Source organism: Marinomonas vaga (assembly GCF_055388305.1).
This window is the reverse complement of the sequence record NZ_AP043903.1, coordinates 1,758,677-1,774,371: the sequence shown is the minus strand read 5'-3', so window position 1 is coordinate 1,774,371 and position 15,695 is coordinate 1,758,677. Positions and strand designations below refer to the sequence as shown.

Annotated in this window: 14 protein-coding genes; 7 read left to right on the top strand and 7 right to left on the bottom strand. The window is 48.2% G+C overall.

The window, feature by feature from the left end; all coding sequences use genetic code 11:
- Positions 1–41: 41 nt before the first annotated feature.
- The 3 genes from cobU to cbiB are packed head-to-tail and all read right to left on the bottom strand — an operon-like array spanning position 42 to position 2,523.
- Positions 42–560 (bottom strand): bifunctional adenosylcobinamide kinase/adenosylcobinamide-phosphate guanylyltransferase, encoded by a 519-nt coding sequence (gene cobU, locus ACZ5DR_RS08175; RefSeq protein ID WP_377368716.1) that lies wholly within the window; start codon positions 558–560, stop codon positions 42–44.
- Positions 557–1,561: an aminotransferase class I/II-fold pyridoxal phosphate-dependent enzyme gene (locus ACZ5DR_RS08170; protein WP_377368718.1), complete on the bottom strand. Its 1,005-nt coding sequence runs from the start codon at positions 1,559–1,561 to the stop codon at positions 557–559. The genes cobU and ACZ5DR_RS08170 overlap by 4 nt, the downstream gene beginning before the upstream one ends.
- Positions 1,562–1,584: 23 nt before the next feature.
- Positions 1,585–2,523 (bottom strand): adenosylcobinamide-phosphate synthase CbiB, encoded by a 939-nt coding sequence (gene cbiB, locus ACZ5DR_RS08165; protein ID WP_377368720.1) that lies wholly within the window; start codon positions 2,521–2,523, stop codon positions 1,585–1,587.
- Positions 2,524–2,611: 88 nt separating this feature from the next.
- On the opposite strand from cbiB, the gene ACZ5DR_RS08160 reads away from it, so the two are divergent.
- Positions 2,612–4,111 carry a cobyric acid synthase gene (locus ACZ5DR_RS08160; protein WP_377368722.1) on the top strand — a complete coding sequence of 500 codons (1,500 nt, stop codon included), beginning with the start codon at positions 2,612–2,614 and terminating at the stop codon, positions 4,109–4,111.
- A 359-nt stretch (positions 4,112–4,470) separates the two neighbouring features.
- Here ACZ5DR_RS08160 and ACZ5DR_RS08155 read toward each other — a convergent pair whose 3' ends face one another.
- The gene (locus ACZ5DR_RS08155) at positions 4,471–5,853 is read right to left on the bottom strand and encodes an MATE family efflux transporter (protein WP_377368724.1); all 1,383 of its coding nucleotides are present in this window, start codon (positions 5,851–5,853) and stop codon (positions 4,471–4,473) included.
- 176 nt (positions 5,854–6,029) lie between these two features.
- Here ACZ5DR_RS08155 and ACZ5DR_RS08150 point away from each other — a divergent pair, with 176 nt between their 5' ends.
- Positions 6,030–6,941 (top strand): LysO family transporter, encoded by a 912-nt coding sequence (locus tag ACZ5DR_RS08150; RefSeq protein WP_377368726.1) that lies wholly within the window; start codon positions 6,030–6,032, stop codon positions 6,939–6,941.
- A gap of 375 nt (positions 6,942–7,316) precedes the next feature.
- Here ACZ5DR_RS08150 and ACZ5DR_RS08145 read toward each other — a convergent pair whose 3' ends face one another.
- A complete protein-coding gene (locus tag ACZ5DR_RS08145; protein ID WP_377368728.1) occupies positions 7,317–7,577 on the bottom strand; it encodes a YfcL family protein in 261 nt (86 codons plus the stop codon).
- A gap of 75 nt (positions 7,578–7,652) precedes the next feature.
- Entirely contained in the window at positions 7,653–9,131 is a 1,479-nt protein-coding gene (gene mqo, locus ACZ5DR_RS08140) for a malate dehydrogenase (quinone) (protein WP_464543897.1), read from the bottom strand.
- 496 nt (positions 9,132–9,627) lie between these two features.
- Between mqo and ACZ5DR_RS08135 the strand changes: the two genes are divergently transcribed.
- Positions 9,628–10,032, top strand: a complete 405-nt coding sequence (locus ACZ5DR_RS08135) for a CBS domain-containing protein (protein ID WP_377368732.1) — start codon at positions 9,628–9,630, stop codon at positions 10,030–10,032.
- A gap of 7 nt (positions 10,033–10,039) precedes the next feature.
- Here the strand turns inward: ACZ5DR_RS08135 and ppx are convergent, their stop codons facing one another.
- The gene (gene ppx, locus ACZ5DR_RS08130; protein ID WP_377368734.1) at positions 10,040–11,560 is read right to left on the bottom strand and encodes an exopolyphosphatase; all 1,521 of its coding nucleotides are present in this window, start codon (positions 11,558–11,560) and stop codon (positions 10,040–10,042) included.
- Positions 11,561–12,016: 456 nt separating this feature from the next.
- Between ppx and rho the strand changes: the two genes are divergently transcribed.
- From rho to ACZ5DR_RS08110, 4 genes are all read left to right on the top strand, one after another.
- Positions 12,017–13,282, top strand: coding sequence for a transcription termination factor Rho (gene rho / locus ACZ5DR_RS08125; protein ID WP_377368821.1), 1,266 nt, complete (start codon positions 12,017–12,019; stop codon positions 13,280–13,282).
- 141 nt (positions 13,283–13,423) lie between these two features.
- Positions 13,424–14,140 (top strand): NAD(P)H-flavin reductase, encoded by a 717-nt coding sequence (locus ACZ5DR_RS08120; RefSeq protein WP_377368736.1) that lies wholly within the window; start codon positions 13,424–13,426, stop codon positions 14,138–14,140.
- A gap of 78 nt (positions 14,141–14,218) precedes the next feature.
- Positions 14,219–14,716, top strand: a complete 498-nt coding sequence (locus tag ACZ5DR_RS08115) for a sigma-70 family RNA polymerase sigma factor (protein ID WP_377368738.1) — start codon at positions 14,219–14,221, stop codon at positions 14,714–14,716.
- A gap of 1 nt (position 14,717) precedes the next feature.
- Positions 14,718–15,686 carry a DUF4880 domain-containing protein gene (locus tag ACZ5DR_RS08110; protein ID WP_377368739.1) on the top strand — a complete coding sequence of 323 codons (969 nt, stop codon included), beginning with the start codon at positions 14,718–14,720 and terminating at the stop codon, positions 15,684–15,686.
- Positions 15,687–15,695 lie beyond the last annotated feature (9 nt).

Below are 15,695 nucleotides of genomic sequence, written 5' to 3'. Positions count from 1 at the left end.
GCCTATTCTTGGGCAAATATCGCTCAATTAGGTGACAAAACTTACCCCTTTAGACTCAGAGGCAAACCTGCCGCCACTAAAGTGACCTTATCTGCCACAGCCGCGATCTTTTGGTTCAGCAGGCCAATTTCATCCCCATAGCGTCTTGCAAGCTGATTTGTCGGCATAATCCCTAAGCCTACTTCTGCTGAAACCAATACGATTGGCCCCTGATATGCCGATACAGCGGCCAGCAAAGCTTTTGTATGCTCTGCTATGTCTTGAGGCTCTTCTTGGCACAGCAAATTCGTTATCCAAAGAGAACAGCATTCAAGAATCACAGCTGGGACTATATCCCTAGCGTTAAGGGTGTCTAATTGATTCGCCAGCTGAATGGGCTCTTCGATCAAACACCAGTGATCTGGTCGCTGAGCCTGATGTTTAGTGACCCGTTCCGCCATGCCCTCATCCCATATCTGAGACGTGGCCAGATACACTACCTGTTCGCTTTGCGCGGCAATCCAAGTTTCTGCATAAGCACTTTTGCCACTGCGTACGCCTCCTAGTACTAAATGAATCATGCTAACTCCTTTAGCTGATGTCCCTGCAATAATTTGACCAACGCATGATTTAAACGTTGCATTTCATGACCCGCGGGTAAAGATACCCTTATCCAACCATCTCCTAATCGTACATGAATTCCCACAGAGTGCAGGGCATTAAAAGCTTTTTTGGCCTGTTCAGGTGACGTGCGCCAAGTATAAAAAAGCAGTGTATGGGTCACCTCTTGGGAGTCAAACAAGGTATTTAACTTAGGAACTACTTGGTCTTGGAAATACCCATTGCGTTCTGTCAAAGACGCCTTCGCCTCGGCTTGCCATTCGCTGTCTCCCAAAGCTTGCACCAGAACCTCTAACGCAGGCGTTGCCACCGGCCAAGGGCCTATCAAGCTACGTAACGGCGCTCGCCACATCTCATGGGCAAACGCGAACCCCACCCGGGCACCAGCTAAACCAAAGAACTTACCCGCCGAGCGCAATACAAAACAGCGTTCAGGTAAATCGCCCTCTAACCAACTGCGCTCCGGGGCAGCATCTAAAAACGCCTCGTCCACAACTAGATAGCGTTGTGCATCAGACGTTAGCCTTGCCATCAACTCAACTCGGGTGGACGGGTTCATTTCCTCAGCAGTGGGATTATTAGGGTGAATCACCACAGCCACATCCCACTTTTGGTCTAAAAGCTCTTCAAGCGAACCATAATAATGCAGGGAATAGCCCCATTTTTGCCAACAGTAACCGTGCTCCTGATAGCCAGTTTGTGGAACCATCACCTTTTGCCCCGCCCCCTGCGACTGCAATAGGGGCGGTAACACTTCAATGATTTGCTGGGTACCCGCGCCAATGGCCACAGGACTTTGACCAAAAAAGTCTTCTGCAGCTTGATACAAACGCGCCTGATCCGGCAGCTCGTACCAGAGTTTTGGATCTATTTCAGGAATAGGCCAAGGCTCTCGATTACAGGCAGAAGATAAATCCAACCAATGTTCAGCTTGGGACATTTTGCGCTGCCATGCTTCCAAATCCCCTCCATGTGAAGGCGGTTCTAAATCAAAAAGCATAGTACTATCGCCCATAAATAAACGCCCTTATCCACCAACCAGATCGACTTATCCAAATCCTCAACCGTTGGCTCCCTTCCTTCTCCCAAACAAGGACGCTCTTGGGTTTCGCCAAAATACTGAGCTTTACCCCCAAGCTTCACCGTCAAAGCGCCTGCGCCCGCTGCCATGACTGGCCCTGCGTTTGGACTCTTCCAGCGACAACCTTGCTGACGGGCACACCGCATGGCAGGCTCCCGCTTGCCACACACCGCATATGTCAGCACCACCAAACGCGCTGGAAGATAATTCAACACATCATCAATACGCGCCGCACACCATCCAAAATGCAGCAATGACGGAGTTTTGTATCCCCACATGGCATCTAAAGTGTTCGACAAACGGTAGCCCAGCGCTCCCACAGGACCGAGCAACACAAACCAAAAAATCGGTGCAAAAATCGCATCACTGCCATTTTCCAGCACGGACTCAATGCCTGCTTTTGAAATCTCTCCCTCTGATAGAGAAGAAGTGTCACGACTCACTATACGTCCTACCGCTTCGCGGGCGTCATCCAACCAACCATGACGCAGAGGCTCAGCAATGGCCACCCCATGCTGGCGCAAACTCTGCCAACCAACGGTGAAATACAGCACAATCGTTCCTAAAATAAACTCAAGCCAATCAGGTAAGACGGCTAACAGCCACCACAACACCAGCACAAATGGCAGCACAGCCAACCCCCAAGCCAGCACACCGTTTAAACGCTGCTGACAGGGCTTCACTTGAGCTGGTAACTGCAACGCAGAGCGACACCAGTCAACCCACTTACCAAAACCAACCAAGGGATGCAGAACATTAGGCTCACCAAACAAGCGGTCGAGCAAGAGCGCTACCAGCAAAGACAGCGCAGTGGTCGAAATATGACCGAAAAGAAAATCCATCAGGTTGTCCACGACATGATTCAATTAACAAAATGCGTAATTACGCTAGAATTGCCTTCCATTGTAATAAAACTATCGGGCAATCCACATGCGTTTTTTTAATCTTATGGTGCAGGGAACCACTTCTGATGCGGGTAAAAGCACCCTAGTCACAGCACTTTGTCGCCTGTTCAAAGAACGCGGCCTCCAAGTCGCCCCATTCAAACCGCAAAACATGGCCCTCAACAGCGCCGTCACGCCGGACGGCAAAGAAATCGGCCGTGCCCAAGCCGTACAGGCCTATGCCGCAGGGGTGGAACTGGATGTGGACATGAACCCTATCTTACTCAAGCCTAACACCGATATTGGCGCCCAAGTCATCATCCAAGGGCATTCCGTTGGCAACATGAATGCCGTGGGCTACCACGAATACAAAACCATCGCCAAAACCGCCGCACTGGAATCCTATCAGCGCCTTGCGGACAAATACGACAGCGTTGTCATCGAAGGGGCGGGGAGCCCCGCCGAAATCAACCTACGTGCCCGAGATATCGCCAACATGGGCTTTGCAGAGAGCATCGACTGCCCTGTCATCATCATCGCCGACATCGATAAAGGGGGCGTCTTTGCCCACCTGGTTGGCACCCTAGAACTACTCTCAGAAAGTGAACAAGACCGAGTAATAGGCTTTGTGATCAACCGCTTTCGTGGGGACATTGCCTTATTACAATCTGGCTTAGATTGGCTAGAAGAACGCACCGGTAAGCCTGTACTCGGCGTATTACCTTACCTTACTGGCTTTCACCTTGAAGCCGAAGACGCCGTCGCCCAAAGCCCATTAAAAGCCTCTGAGTCACAACAGCTACACGTGGTCATCCCTATCCTACCTCGTACTAGCAACCACACCGACTGGGACGCACTGCGCCATCATCCTAACGTCCAAGTGACCCTAATTGGCAAAAACAGCCCCATCCCACCGGCCGACCTCGTCATCTTACCGGGAAGCAAAAGCGTACAAAGCGACCTAGACTTTTTAAAACAACAAGGATGGGAAAATTACCTCGCACGCCACCTACGCTATGGCGGCAAAGTACTTGGCATCTGCGGTGGCTTCCAAATGCTAGGCCAATACCTTGATGACCCCCTCGCACTGGAAAACAGCGAACCCAGCTCCAGCCCAGGACTTGGCTACATCCCCATGCGCACCGAACTGAAAGATGGCAAACAACTCAAAGTCCGCCATGGTCAACTGCCCCAACTTGGCAACGCCAACATCAAAGGCTACGAAATCCACAGCGGCATCTCCAACTTCGACACCGCCCCGGTCCCATTCGCTCTACTAGAAGACGGAACCCAAGAGGGCTACCTATCTGCCGATGGCCAAATCATCGGCACCTACCTACATGGCCTATTTGACGACGCAGACGCCCTTGCAGCCATACTAAAATGGGCTGGCGCCACCGACGCACAAACCTTCGACTACGAAGCCTTTAGAGAAAAAGAAGTCGCACGCCTCGCCAAAAGCTGCGACCAACACATGGACATAGACAGCCTCATCGAACAATGCCGACAATTCTATGAAAACTCCCACAAAATGGACTTAGGGTAAGAAATTTCAGACCAGCCTAAGCAGAATCCTAATGTCCATTTGGAGCGCACTCTAGGACTTGTCCGTGGAGCGGAAAATGGACTTAGGATGAAGCATCTCGGGTCAGCTTACAGAGCGAAGACTAGGAACCCAACAGTAGAGAATCTATTGTCTATTTGTAGCGCACTCTAGGACGTGTCCGTGGAGCGGAAAATAGGCATAGATTCGACTTTCTAAAATACGAAAAATAAATTTAGGATGAAGCATTTCAGACCAGCCTAAGCGGAATCCTAATGTCCATTTGAAGCGCACTCTAGGACTTGTCCGTGGAGCGGAAAATGGACTTAGGATGTAGCCCTTAAAATCAACGGGAAATAAAACTAAGCAACTTCCTCAGGATGAGGTAAACGACGCCCTCGGAAAATCACCAACTTCCTCTGATAGCGCCAATACAAAACCACCGCCAACACAGACAAACCAACCCCAAGCCCCAAATAGAAACCGCGAATATTCAATTCAGACGCCCACGGACTCAAATGGGCCAACCAATAACCAAGGGGAATACTCAAACCAAACAAAGACAACCCCATGGCAATCATACTTGTGCGGGTATCCCTAAAGCCCCGCAAAGCACCAGTAAAGACCGTCTGCACCATATCTGGAATCTGATACGTAGCAGAAATCAACAGAATCCCAGCCGCCATAGCGACCACCTCTGGGTTGCTCGAAAACAGCAAAGGAATCTCATGTCGCAAGCCCTGAGTGACTAAGAAACATACACCTACATACACCGCCCCAAGAGACAGAATAATCTTAACGCGACGCTGCACCTCATCAATGCCAGAGGTTGCCATGGCTTTGGCCACAATAATCGCCGTCACCGCACTCATGGCCATCAAAGGCGTAAACAAAATCGTACAGTAAGACATCACAATCTGCCCGGCTCCTAGGGCTAAATCCCCAAAAGACGAAATCAACCAAGTCAAAGAAGAAAACAGACCAATCTCAAACGAAAAGGCAAAACCCGCTGGCATCCCCACCGCGAACAAAATCCCAAAGTGACGTGTGTAACGCCACTTGATGCGAGAAAACAAAGTGTCTTTGTTAAATTTCAGGTCGTATAAAATGAACACAAACAACGACAAATACACCGCTACAACCGAAGCAATCGCTGCTCCAGCGGCGCCCATTTCAGGAAAACCAAAACGACCATAAATCAGGACATAATTGAAGATAACGTTTAACACCAGACTTAAAAACGCTACTAAAAGAGGGATTCTTGGCTTACCTGCCGCCTCAAAAACATTCTTATAGGACGTCATCAAAGCCAGCGCCATAAAGGCTGGAGAAAATAAATACAAATACAAAGAAGCGACGCGCTGGGTTTCTGGTTCAGTCGCCATCAAACGTGCTGCATATGGCAGCACAGTCAAACTCATAAGCGCACCAACCACCCCTAAAATGATCGACAACCCCAACGCTTGAGACATATAAATATTCACCAAGCGGCGCTGGCGGCCATGTAAATGTCGGGTCACCAAGGGCGTCAACCCAAAGGTCACACCAATCATAAAACACGCCACAGGCCCCCATAGACTAGAGGCCAAACCCACAGCAGCCAAATGCAGCGCATCATAGTGTCCCAGCATCATTGTATCCACAACACTGATGGAAAGTTCTAACGACATGGTTAAGATCATAGGGAACAATAGATGAAGGATTTCACCTAAAGCAGGATGACGCTGAGTAAGCTTTTGAAACATGATGATTTAATCGTTACAGTGCATAGATAGGAGCGAGGGGCGAATTTATCACCAACTGGTCAACTTTGCACGGTCACATGAGAAAAATGCACCAAGGATGTGCTTTTCAAAAGGGCAATACGTGCTAATATCCGCCCCCACCCTATGATCAGAAAACCAACTAGGATCAATGGATTATGACCGTCTTAAGCACATTAGGCCCGCTACTCGCTGCGTTGCTCATAGGTTACTTTATCAATGTTAACCTGCTCACACCTAAGCTCGTAAACAAGGCCCTGAGTCAACTGACTTACCTTATTTTATTACTGATCGGGTACAGCATCGGCGCCCTCGATAACCTAATGGCCAAAATCGGCATTGCCGGCTATCAAACAGTGGTATTAATCATTGCTACCACCCTCCTGCCATTACTTTGCTTGTGGATAAGCGGTCGTGTTTTCCACGCCAGCGCCAGCAAGGTAGAACATGTGGATAACAGCCGTTCTACGCGTCAAGCCCTAGTGGATGCCATCCAAACCCTTGCAGTGGTATTCGTAGGCATCGTCTTAGGTTGGTTGCTCAAAGAATGGATTCCCAATGTCGACAAACCAGTAGAATGGCTACTGTATTTACTGCTGTACTTAATCGGCTGCCAACTTCGCCAAGGCAACTACCGCCTTCGTAAACTGCTACTAAACTCCCAGGGGGTCATCATTGGCACTGTCGCCGTCCTAGCAACCTTGGTATCAGGACTGATCGCAGGCACCTTCTTAGGACTGGATTGGAACCATAGCTTAGCCGTTGTATCAGGCTTTGGTTGGTACAGTTTATCCGGCATCTTGATTACCGGTTTAGGCGATCCCATCCTAGGTACAACCGCCTTCTTACTGGATCTCGGACGAGAAATCATCGCCCTCATCTTCATCCCCATGCTGGCACGCATCAGCAGCCATCTGTCCGTTGGCTATGCAGGTGCCACCGCCATGGACTTTACCCTGCCCCTTTTAGGCAAGGTACACGGACCAGACATCGTCCCTATCTGCGTCGCTAGCGGCTTCATCATGAGCGTACTAGGCCCCATCCTAATCCCACTCTTCATGGGCATGTAAGAAGTATCTAGGACTGAGCGGAATCCTAAAGTCCATTTGGAGCGCACTCTAGGACGTGTCCGTGGAGCGGAAAATGGACTTAGGATGTAGCCTTTCGGGTCAGCTTAAGGAGGGGAAAAATTAATTTTGGAGTTAGCCAAAAAGAATCTAGCGTCTATTTGGAGCGCACTCTAGGACGTGTCCGTGGAGCGGAAAATAGACGCTAGATTCGATTTTCTGATGAGGTGGAACGTAAGCATTTAGGCCTAAGCGAAGTCCTAAGGTCCATTTGAAGCGCACTCTAGGACGTGTCCGTGAAGCGGAAAATGGACTTAGGATGTAGCCTTTCAAATAAGCCATGAAGCAGAAAACAGACTTAGGGTGTCGCCTTTCACACTAAGCAATTACCCGATGCCACAAGCCAAGGATATTCCCTTGATCCTGCTCTGATACATTCTCAGCATTCAGAGTGTCTTTTAGAATCTCTTCAAAGTACTGGTCAAACGCCACATCGCCCTCTTCCTCTGCAGCACTGTGAAGCCCTAACAGCCCCAACAGATAAGCGCAGTAAAACAGCTGATCACCATCGTCTGCTTGATGCTCTAGATCCCGCAGCTTATCGCACAAATCATCTGCGCGTTCTGAGTAAGTCGTCATAAAAATCCTATATATAAGAAAGCCGACCTCTCCCTGATACAGCGAGAGGTCGGCTTTGGATGTCTTTATTAGTTGTTACGGCTTAAGTTTCAATGTCTCAAGAGTACGAGCGCGAACTTCCAGCAACAAGTCAGTATTTTCAACAAGTGACTGGCCGTAAGAAGGCACCATCTCTTTCAGCTTGGTTTGCCATTCATCAGACGCTACACGGTCAGCAAAACAACGCTCAAGAATATTGATCATGGTATTAACCGTCGTTGAAGCACCTGGAGAAGCCCCTAGCAAAGCAGCAATAGAGCCGTCTTCTGCGGCGATTGCTTCGGTACCAAACTCAAGCTTACCGCCACCGTTCGGATCTTTCTTAATGATCTGAACCCGTTGACCTGCGTATGCCAAGCTCCAGTCTTTATCTTGTGCATCAGGAAAGAAGTTACGCAATGAATCACAACGATCTTTGTGAGACTGACGTACTTCGCTGATCAAGTACTTGGTTAGATCCATGTTGTTCTTACCCACACTCAGCATGTTGCCAAGGTTGTCAGCTCGAACACTCTTCATCAGGTCAAACACAGAACCTTGTTTCAAGAACTTCGTTGTGAAGCCAGCAAACGGGCCGAATAGAATGGCTTTTTTACCGTCAATGATACGGGTATCTAGGTGAGGCACAGACATTGGTGGCGCGCCAATTGGGGCAGCACCATACACTTTAGCAAAATGCTGCTCGACCAATTCTGGTTTTTCACAAACAAGCCACTGTCCACTGACAGGGAAGCCGCCGTAGCCTTTGCCTTCTTTGATGCCGGACTTCTGCAATAGAGGCAATGCACCGCCACCCGCACCTAAGAAGACAAATTTCGCATGAATATCACGGTGGGAACCATTTTGGTTAATGGTGACCTTCCAAGTACCGTCTGTTTGCTTCTGTAGATCCACTACGTCAGCACTCAACTCAACGTTAAAACCTTCTTGGGTCGTTAGGTGTGCCGCCATGCTACGGGCAATGGCACCGAAGTTCACATCTGAACCGTGCTCAATACGAGTCGCCGCTAATGGTTCGTCACCGGAGCGGTTTTTCATGATGAGTGGCATCCACTCAGTCATCTTTTCGCGGTCTTCAGTGAACTGCATTTCTCTAAAGGCTGGATGGGCACTCATGGCCGCATGGCGAGATTTCAGCATCTCGACATTACGCGCGCCCCATACAAAACTTTGATGTGGTACGCGGTTAATAAATTGCTGAGGTTCTGGCAATAAGCCTTTTTCAACTAGGTAAGACCAGAATTGTAGGCTCACTTCAAAGGCAGCATTGATGTTCACTGCTTTATCGATGTTGGTAGAGCCGTCTGCATTTTGAGAGGTATAGTTCAATTCGCAGTAGGCTGCATGTCCAGTCCCTGCGTTGTTCCAACCGTCAGTACTTTCTTGAGCAACTTTTTCCAAGCGCTCCACCATAGAAATGGAGAGAGATGGATCAAGCTCTTTTAGTAACATGCCTAAGGTGGTGCTCATTGCACCGCCGCCGACTAATAGTACGTCTACAATGTTTGAGGTCATATGATTTCGCCGTGTCATAGCCAGTTTGTAGTGTGAGAGTGGCGTAAAAAGAAGGCTCTTGGCCATAAGGCAAGGTACGGATAAGACATGGTTCAATGACTCATTCGAACCTTTCCTATGCTATCTGGGTGGAGATATTTGCACTTCGTCACCACTCTCCTCAGAACGCCTTCCAAAGTGGATGAGTAATCACTCTGGCAAAAACGATCAACCATGCAGGCCTTCTGAGCAGGTGTAGACTCGATTATACGGTTTATAACCATGAATGTCTTGAGACGATGGTATTAGTTTACCTTCAAAAGTGACGCTCTCACGCATTTTTTTACGTAAAAATGTCGATGATTAACGCCTTGTTTTCATAGGGAAACCCAGATATTTCAAGGTCGACGCTAGCCTATACAATTAAATACAGAGAAAAGCTTTATAAATCCAAGAAATAGCCGATATTAATAGAGTGGTTAGAGGATAAGCACACAGCACATTCACGAGGTCTGTTATGAAAGCGATCGACATCATGACAAAGGACGTTATCACCGTGGAGATGGATACTCGTTTACCAGATGTAAAACTTCTGATGCAGCAGCATCAGTTTCATCATTTGCCTGTGGTCGACAAAGGCCAACTTATTGGGGTGATTTCAGACCGCGACCTGCTACGTCTTGTCAGTCCTTTCATTGGTAAAGTGAACGAACAAGCCCGTGACCTTGATACGCTCAACCGCGCCGCCCATCAGGCCATGACACGCCAACCCATTACCGTTAAAGCCGATACAGATATTAAAGAAGCCATCAATTGGATGTTAAAAACAGGGATTTCCTGCGTTCCCGTGGTTGATGATGAGCATTATGTAATTGGCATCATCACTTGGCGCGACCTCATCGCTCACGCCAAGTATGACTGACGGCTGACTATTTGAAGGTGAAGACGTAACCTGACGCACTCAGGTAATCGGCTTCCCGCTGTAGGTTTGCGAGGGTCAAAGGACGGCTATCCAACCAGCCTGGCAAGAATTCCGCATGCAATGACTTATCCGCTGCTTTTAAGGTGAACATTGGCATGTCCCCTTCTTTGCGATCAATATGCAGCATAATGGATAAGCGTAACAAGATCGCCAAACGGTCAAGATCCTGCTGATCACTCTTAGTAAAACGGAACTCCAAAGACTGGGTAAACTTACGACGATGCCTTAGGACAAGACTTGCTAAAGCTTGCTGCTCCTGTTGGGAGAACCCCGGCATGTCAGATTCACTGATGATGTAAGCCCCATGTTTATGATAGCGGCTGTGGGAAATGCCCAAGCCGCATTCATGTAGCAAGCTCGCCCAGCGCAAGATATCTTCATTAGACAAGGAATCTAGTAGCCAGTCTTCTTTCACCTGAGCCAGCATGGACAAAGAAGTGTGGGTCACCAGCTTCGCCTGATCCATGTCTATATGGTACTGGTTCAACATGTAGTTCACCGTACGTTCACGAATATCCGTGTCCGCATAACGTCCCATAATGTCAAACAAGACACCTTCTCGCAGAGCGCCGACAGAAAAGTCCATTTGCTTGATGCCAAAACACTCAAACACTGCAGTCAAAATCGCCAAGCCAGCGGCGATGGTGGATTTGCGTTCCGGCTTCAGACCAAGAATGTCGACCTTATCCGCATGTCCCGCGTCAAATAAGAACTTTTGTAGCTGCTTTAGCACCTTAGGCGTAATGCCTTTTTTACTCCAGCCGTTCTCAACTGCAATGTTATACACCGCTTTAATGGTGCCAGAGGAGCCAATGGCCACGTCCCAGTTTTCGTCTAAATAATCATCTTGAATACTGAGCAACTCTAGGCGAGCCGCAGTGACGGCTTTTTGAAAGTTGGATTTAGTAATAGTGCCATCAGCAAAGAAACGTTTTCGATAGCTCACACAGCCCATGTGCAAACTTTCCGTGAGGATAGGCTCCAGCTGCTGACCAATGATAAATTCCGTGGAACCACCACCTATATCAACCACAATACGCTTCTGATCCCCATGATCCATGGTCCGGGCAACCCCCACATAAATCAGACGAGCTTCCTCTCGCCCCGCAATGATCTCAACCGGGTGGCTAATAATGTCCATGGCTTTAGAAATAAAGTCATAGCGATTCTTGGCGGCGCGCAGGGCATTGGTGCCTACGATACGTACGGAGCCATGGGGGAAGTCATCAATCACCTGGGCAAACTGAGCAATACAGTCCAACCCTCTTTTTTGGGATTCTTCATCTAAGGTGCCGTCATCTTGTAGACCAGCGGCAAGCTGAACCTTTTCTCCATACTGGCCAGTGATCCTAAGTTGGCCATGGGCGACTTGCGCAACCACCATATGGAAGCTGTTTGATCCAAGGTCTATGGCAGCGATTTTTTCGAAGGGAAAGTCATGCGATTGTTGCACTAAAAGTGATTGCATCCATTAACGCCTTTTCGAGAATTCAATGTATTGGCGAAGATTAACTGGTTTAGACGAGTGTGTCATGGGCAAATTCTCCCTCTAAGGGACTGGAAATACAGGGAGCAAACCATGACATTTACCAAAAACGATCAAAAAATTAGCAAAAAACCGCATAAATCGGTTGTAAAACTATAGACCTTGGCAAATTGTCCAACTATAGTTACTCAGTCTGCTGGATACGCTAATTAAATATTTAGAGCGTTCTGGTGACTCCAATCAGGTGTTACACGCTGTTTCGACTTGCATCGAAAGCAATATGAATCCCAGCCATGGTTATTTTCCTTAGCCGGAATTCGGTGTCGATAGGCAGCTTATTTTATGCAATTTTCCCGACACTGATCATTTAACGCGGTGTAACAACATCACCATGATCCCGTCATTTGTCCTCATATGAGCCAAAAACTAAACTCGTTTATGAACCTTACCGAATTAAAAAAGAAATCAGTACCAGAACTATTAGATATCGCAGCGGAAATGGGGTTAGACAACCTTGCCCGCTCCCGTAAACAAGATGTTATCTTCGCTATTCTTAAGCGCCACGCTAAAAGTGGAGAAGATATCTACGGCGATGGCATCCTTGAAATTCTGCAAGACGGCTTTGGCTTCTTACGCTCTCCAGACAGCTCATACTTAGCAGGCCCTGACGATATCTACGTTTCCCCGAGCCAAATTCGCCGTTTTAACTTACGAACAGGTGATACCATTGCCGGGAAGATCCGTCCGCCAAAAGATGGCGAACGCTACTTCGCACTGTTAAAAGTAAACGAAATCAACTTCGACAAGCCTGACAGTGTCCGTAACAAGATTCTATTTGAAAACCTGACGCCATTATTTGCGGATGACCGCCTAGTAATGGAAACAGGTAACGGCTCTACGGAAGACATTACCTCTCGAATCATCGACCTAGTGGCGCCGATGGGTAAAGGTCAACGTGCTTTGGTGGTATCACCACCGAAAGCCGGTAAAACATTTATGTTGCAGAACATCGCAAATGCGATCACCCGCAACAACCCAGAATGTCACATGATCGTATTGCTGATCGATGAACGTCCTGAGGAAGTAACAGAGATGTCCCGTACCGTTCGCGGTGAAGTGGTTGCCTCGACCTTCGACGAACCCCCAGCTCGTCACGTTCAAGTGGCAGAAATGGTCATCGAGAAAGCAAAACGTTTGGTTGAACACAAAAAAGATGTCGTGATCCTATTGGATTCCATCACGCGTCTGGCCCGTGCTTACAACACAGTGATCCCTTCCTCCGGTAAAGTATTGACCGGTGGTGTGGACGCCAATGCCCTAGAACGTCCTAAGCGCTTCTTCGGTGCTGCCCGTAACGTAGAAGAAGGCGGTAGTTTGACGATCATCGCCACAGCCTTGGTTGACACTGGCTCTAAGATGGACGAAGTCATCTTCGAAGAATTTAAGGGTACTGGTAACTCCGAGTTACACCTTGACCGTAAGATCGCTGAAAAACGCACCTTCCCTGCAATCAACATTCGTCGCTCCGGTACGCGCCGCGAAGATCTGTTGACGACAGAAGACGAACTGCAGCGTATGTGGATCCTGCGTAAGCTTCTGAACCCAATGGAAGACATTGCGGCCACAGAATTCCTCATCGACCGTCTTAAAGTCACCAAGACTAACGACGAGTTCTTCGAGTCGATGAAAGGCAAGAACAAATAAAGGCGATTCATTCGTCTTTCAAAAAAGCCACTTTACACGTTTTCGTGAGAGTGGCTTTTTTTTTCCAACGAGACGCCGATATAATACCGCAACATATGATCGCCCCAGAGCGACACACGAGAGAATGATGGAGTAGTCTAGGTGAAAGACGTCAGCGCAAAAGTGGTTCAGGTTGAATCACTCAACAGCACAGTATTCGCAGCGAAGTTACAACTGGAAGACACGAGCTTTATTGCAGGGCAATATTTAATGATCGCCTTACCCACTGGCGAGAAAGTGCCTTACTCGATTGGCAGTGCGCCCCACGAATTACCGTACCTGACGCTTTACATCCTAGTGTCTGATGAATCCTCATTAGCCTTCAAAGTGGTTGAGCATTTACAAAAGAGCGACACTGTTGAACTCAGTATACCTGGAGGAGACGCTCATATTGAATCGGCAAATCAGCCGTTCGATGCCCCACTACTTCTGATCGCGGGCGGTACTGGCTTTGCTCAGATGAAGAGCATCTACGATGACTTACTGCACAAGCAATACCAAGGAGAAGTACACTTCTATTGGGGATTGCGCACCTCAGCAGACACCTTCATCATGGATTGGATCGACAGTCACAGCGCCCCAGACAACTTCCATATTCACGTGGTATTAAACGAAGGCGATAACAACTGGCTAGGCCGTACAGGCTGGTTGTACGAAGCTATTTTAGAAGATCACCTAGAGCTAACGAATAGCCATGCGTTCATCAGTGGCTCCGTTGGTATGGTCTATGGCACCTTAGATCAATTGGAAGCCAGAGGCATTAACGAGAAAAACTGCCATTCAGACGTGTTTGCCTACGCCCCACGCCCTAGCAAATAAGCAATTTTAAAGAAAAATCTTATTTGAAAACAATTCTCATTACTGATAAATTAAACCCACATCAGTAATGAGGTTTGTATGTCCGGCTCCCCCAAATTAGAAGATATTTACCGCGCGCACCATCCGTGGCTCTCTAATTGGCTTCAAAAGCGTCTTGGCTGTCATGCTCAGGCGGCGGATTTAGCTCAGGACACCTTTGTAAAACTCATCACCAAACCCAAGAAATTTCCTAACTTGCAGGAAGCAAAAGCCTTTGTCACGACCATTGCGAAAGGCCTGTGTATTGATCACTGGCGTCGTAAACAGATCGAACAAGCTTGGTTAGAGAATCTAAAATTAGCGGAAGAATATCGCCATATTGATGAAGTGGCTCAGCGCGCCATCATTGATACTTTAATCATCCTGGATGAGTGGCTTGCAAAGCTCCCCGATGATGTGACCCGTGCTTTTATCGCGTCCCAGGTACAAGGCTTTACCTATGCCGAAATCGCTGACCAATTGCAGCTTTCGGAACGCACAATTAAACGCTATATCGCCCAAGCTCTGGTGCATTGCGCGCAACTTATTGACGATTAACATGACCGACTCAAGCTACCAAATATCTCCAGATCATGCCTTACGACAAGCAGCAGAATGGGCTGTAGAGTTAGGAGATAACCCGAGCTCGGGCACCCTCTATCAATGGCAAAGCTGGCTTAATCAACACCAGCAACACCAACAGGCGTGGCTTAAGATCCAGCAGGTTCAAGCGCGTTTTCAAACGGTAGAGAACTCTCAAACAGCAAAAGGTGTGCTAGCTAACACGCCAGAGAGACAAATCAAACGCCGTGAATTTATACGTCGTCTAGCAGCCTTTGGCAGCCTCTCTATGGGGGCAGGCTGGGTGACTAACCAAACCCAAGTGGGCAATTGGGTCGCCAATCTTTCCGCCGATGCCCACACCAACATAGGTCAAAGACGTCAAATCAAAACCTTTGCTGGTGACCTCTGGCTGAACACTGTCAGCGCCATTAACTTAAATGACCGACCTAACCAATTGATTTATGAACTACTGGACGGCGAGTTGGCGCTGAATTCCATGGGCAACCAAGCCGTAATACAGCGTATGCGAATTGATGACGCTAACATCATTTCCAAACAAGCTCGCTATGCCGCCCGACGTTTTAGCTCAGGCCATTACCAAATTTCCGTATTTGAAGGACAGGCTATAGCTCTAGTGAATCAACAGCGCATTCACATTCCTGCACGGCAATCACTGATTATCAAAGATCATACAAAGGCAACCATGACGCCTGTCGCGCCCCACGCCATTAGCTGGACAAAAGGACGCCTAGAAGCCCTCGATCTACCTCTCGCCACCCTAGTCGGTGAGTTAAACCGTTACACTATCGGCCATATCCATGTGGATGAGACGCTTAAGTCGTTACGGGTGATGGGCTCTTTCCCCTTAGACGACCTAGATAGCTCTACTCAGCTTTTAGCTCAAATAGGCCCGATCAAAGTCACTCAGCCACTCCCCTATTTGACTCTTATTCAGTCAGCTTAATTTTTTTTT

Coding starts and splice junctions, on each gene's coding strand:
- ppx (WP_377368734.1), bottom strand. CDS start 11,560: ATGCAATCACTTTTAGTGCAACAATCGCATGACTTTCCCTTCGAAAAA.
- ACZ5DR_RS08115 (WP_377368738.1), top strand. CDS start 14,219: ATGTCCGGCTCCCCCAAATTAGAAGATATTTACCGCGCGCACCATCCG.
- cobU (WP_377368716.1), bottom strand. CDS start 560: ATGATTCATTTAGTACTAGGAGGCGTACGCAGTGGCAAAAGTGCTTAT.
- ACZ5DR_RS08150 (WP_377368726.1), top strand. CDS start 6,030: ATGACCGTCTTAAGCACATTAGGCCCGCTACTCGCTGCGTTGCTCATA.
- ACZ5DR_RS08145 (WP_377368728.1), bottom strand. CDS start 7,577: ATGACGACTTACTCAGAACGCGCAGATGATTTGTGCGATAAGCTGCGG.
- mqo (WP_464543897.1), bottom strand. CDS start 9,131: ATGACCTCAAACATTGTAGACGTACTATTAGTCGGCGGCGGTGCAATG.
- cbiB (WP_377368720.1), bottom strand. CDS start 2,523: ATGGATTTTCTTTTCGGTCATATTTCGACCACTGCGCTGTCTTTGCTG.
- rho (WP_377368821.1), top strand. CDS start 12,017: ATGAACCTTACCGAATTAAAAAAGAAATCAGTACCAGAACTATTAGAT.
- ACZ5DR_RS08160 (WP_377368722.1), top strand. CDS start 2,612: ATGCGTTTTTTTAATCTTATGGTGCAGGGAACCACTTCTGATGCGGGT.
- ACZ5DR_RS08155 (WP_377368724.1), bottom strand. CDS start 5,853: ATGTTTCAAAAGCTTACTCAGCGTCATCCTGCTTTAGGTGAAATCCTT.
- ACZ5DR_RS08110 (WP_377368739.1), top strand. CDS start 14,718: ATGACCGACTCAAGCTACCAAATATCTCCAGATCATGCCTTACGACAA.
- ACZ5DR_RS08135 (WP_377368732.1), top strand. CDS start 9,628: ATGAAAGCGATCGACATCATGACAAAGGACGTTATCACCGTGGAGATG.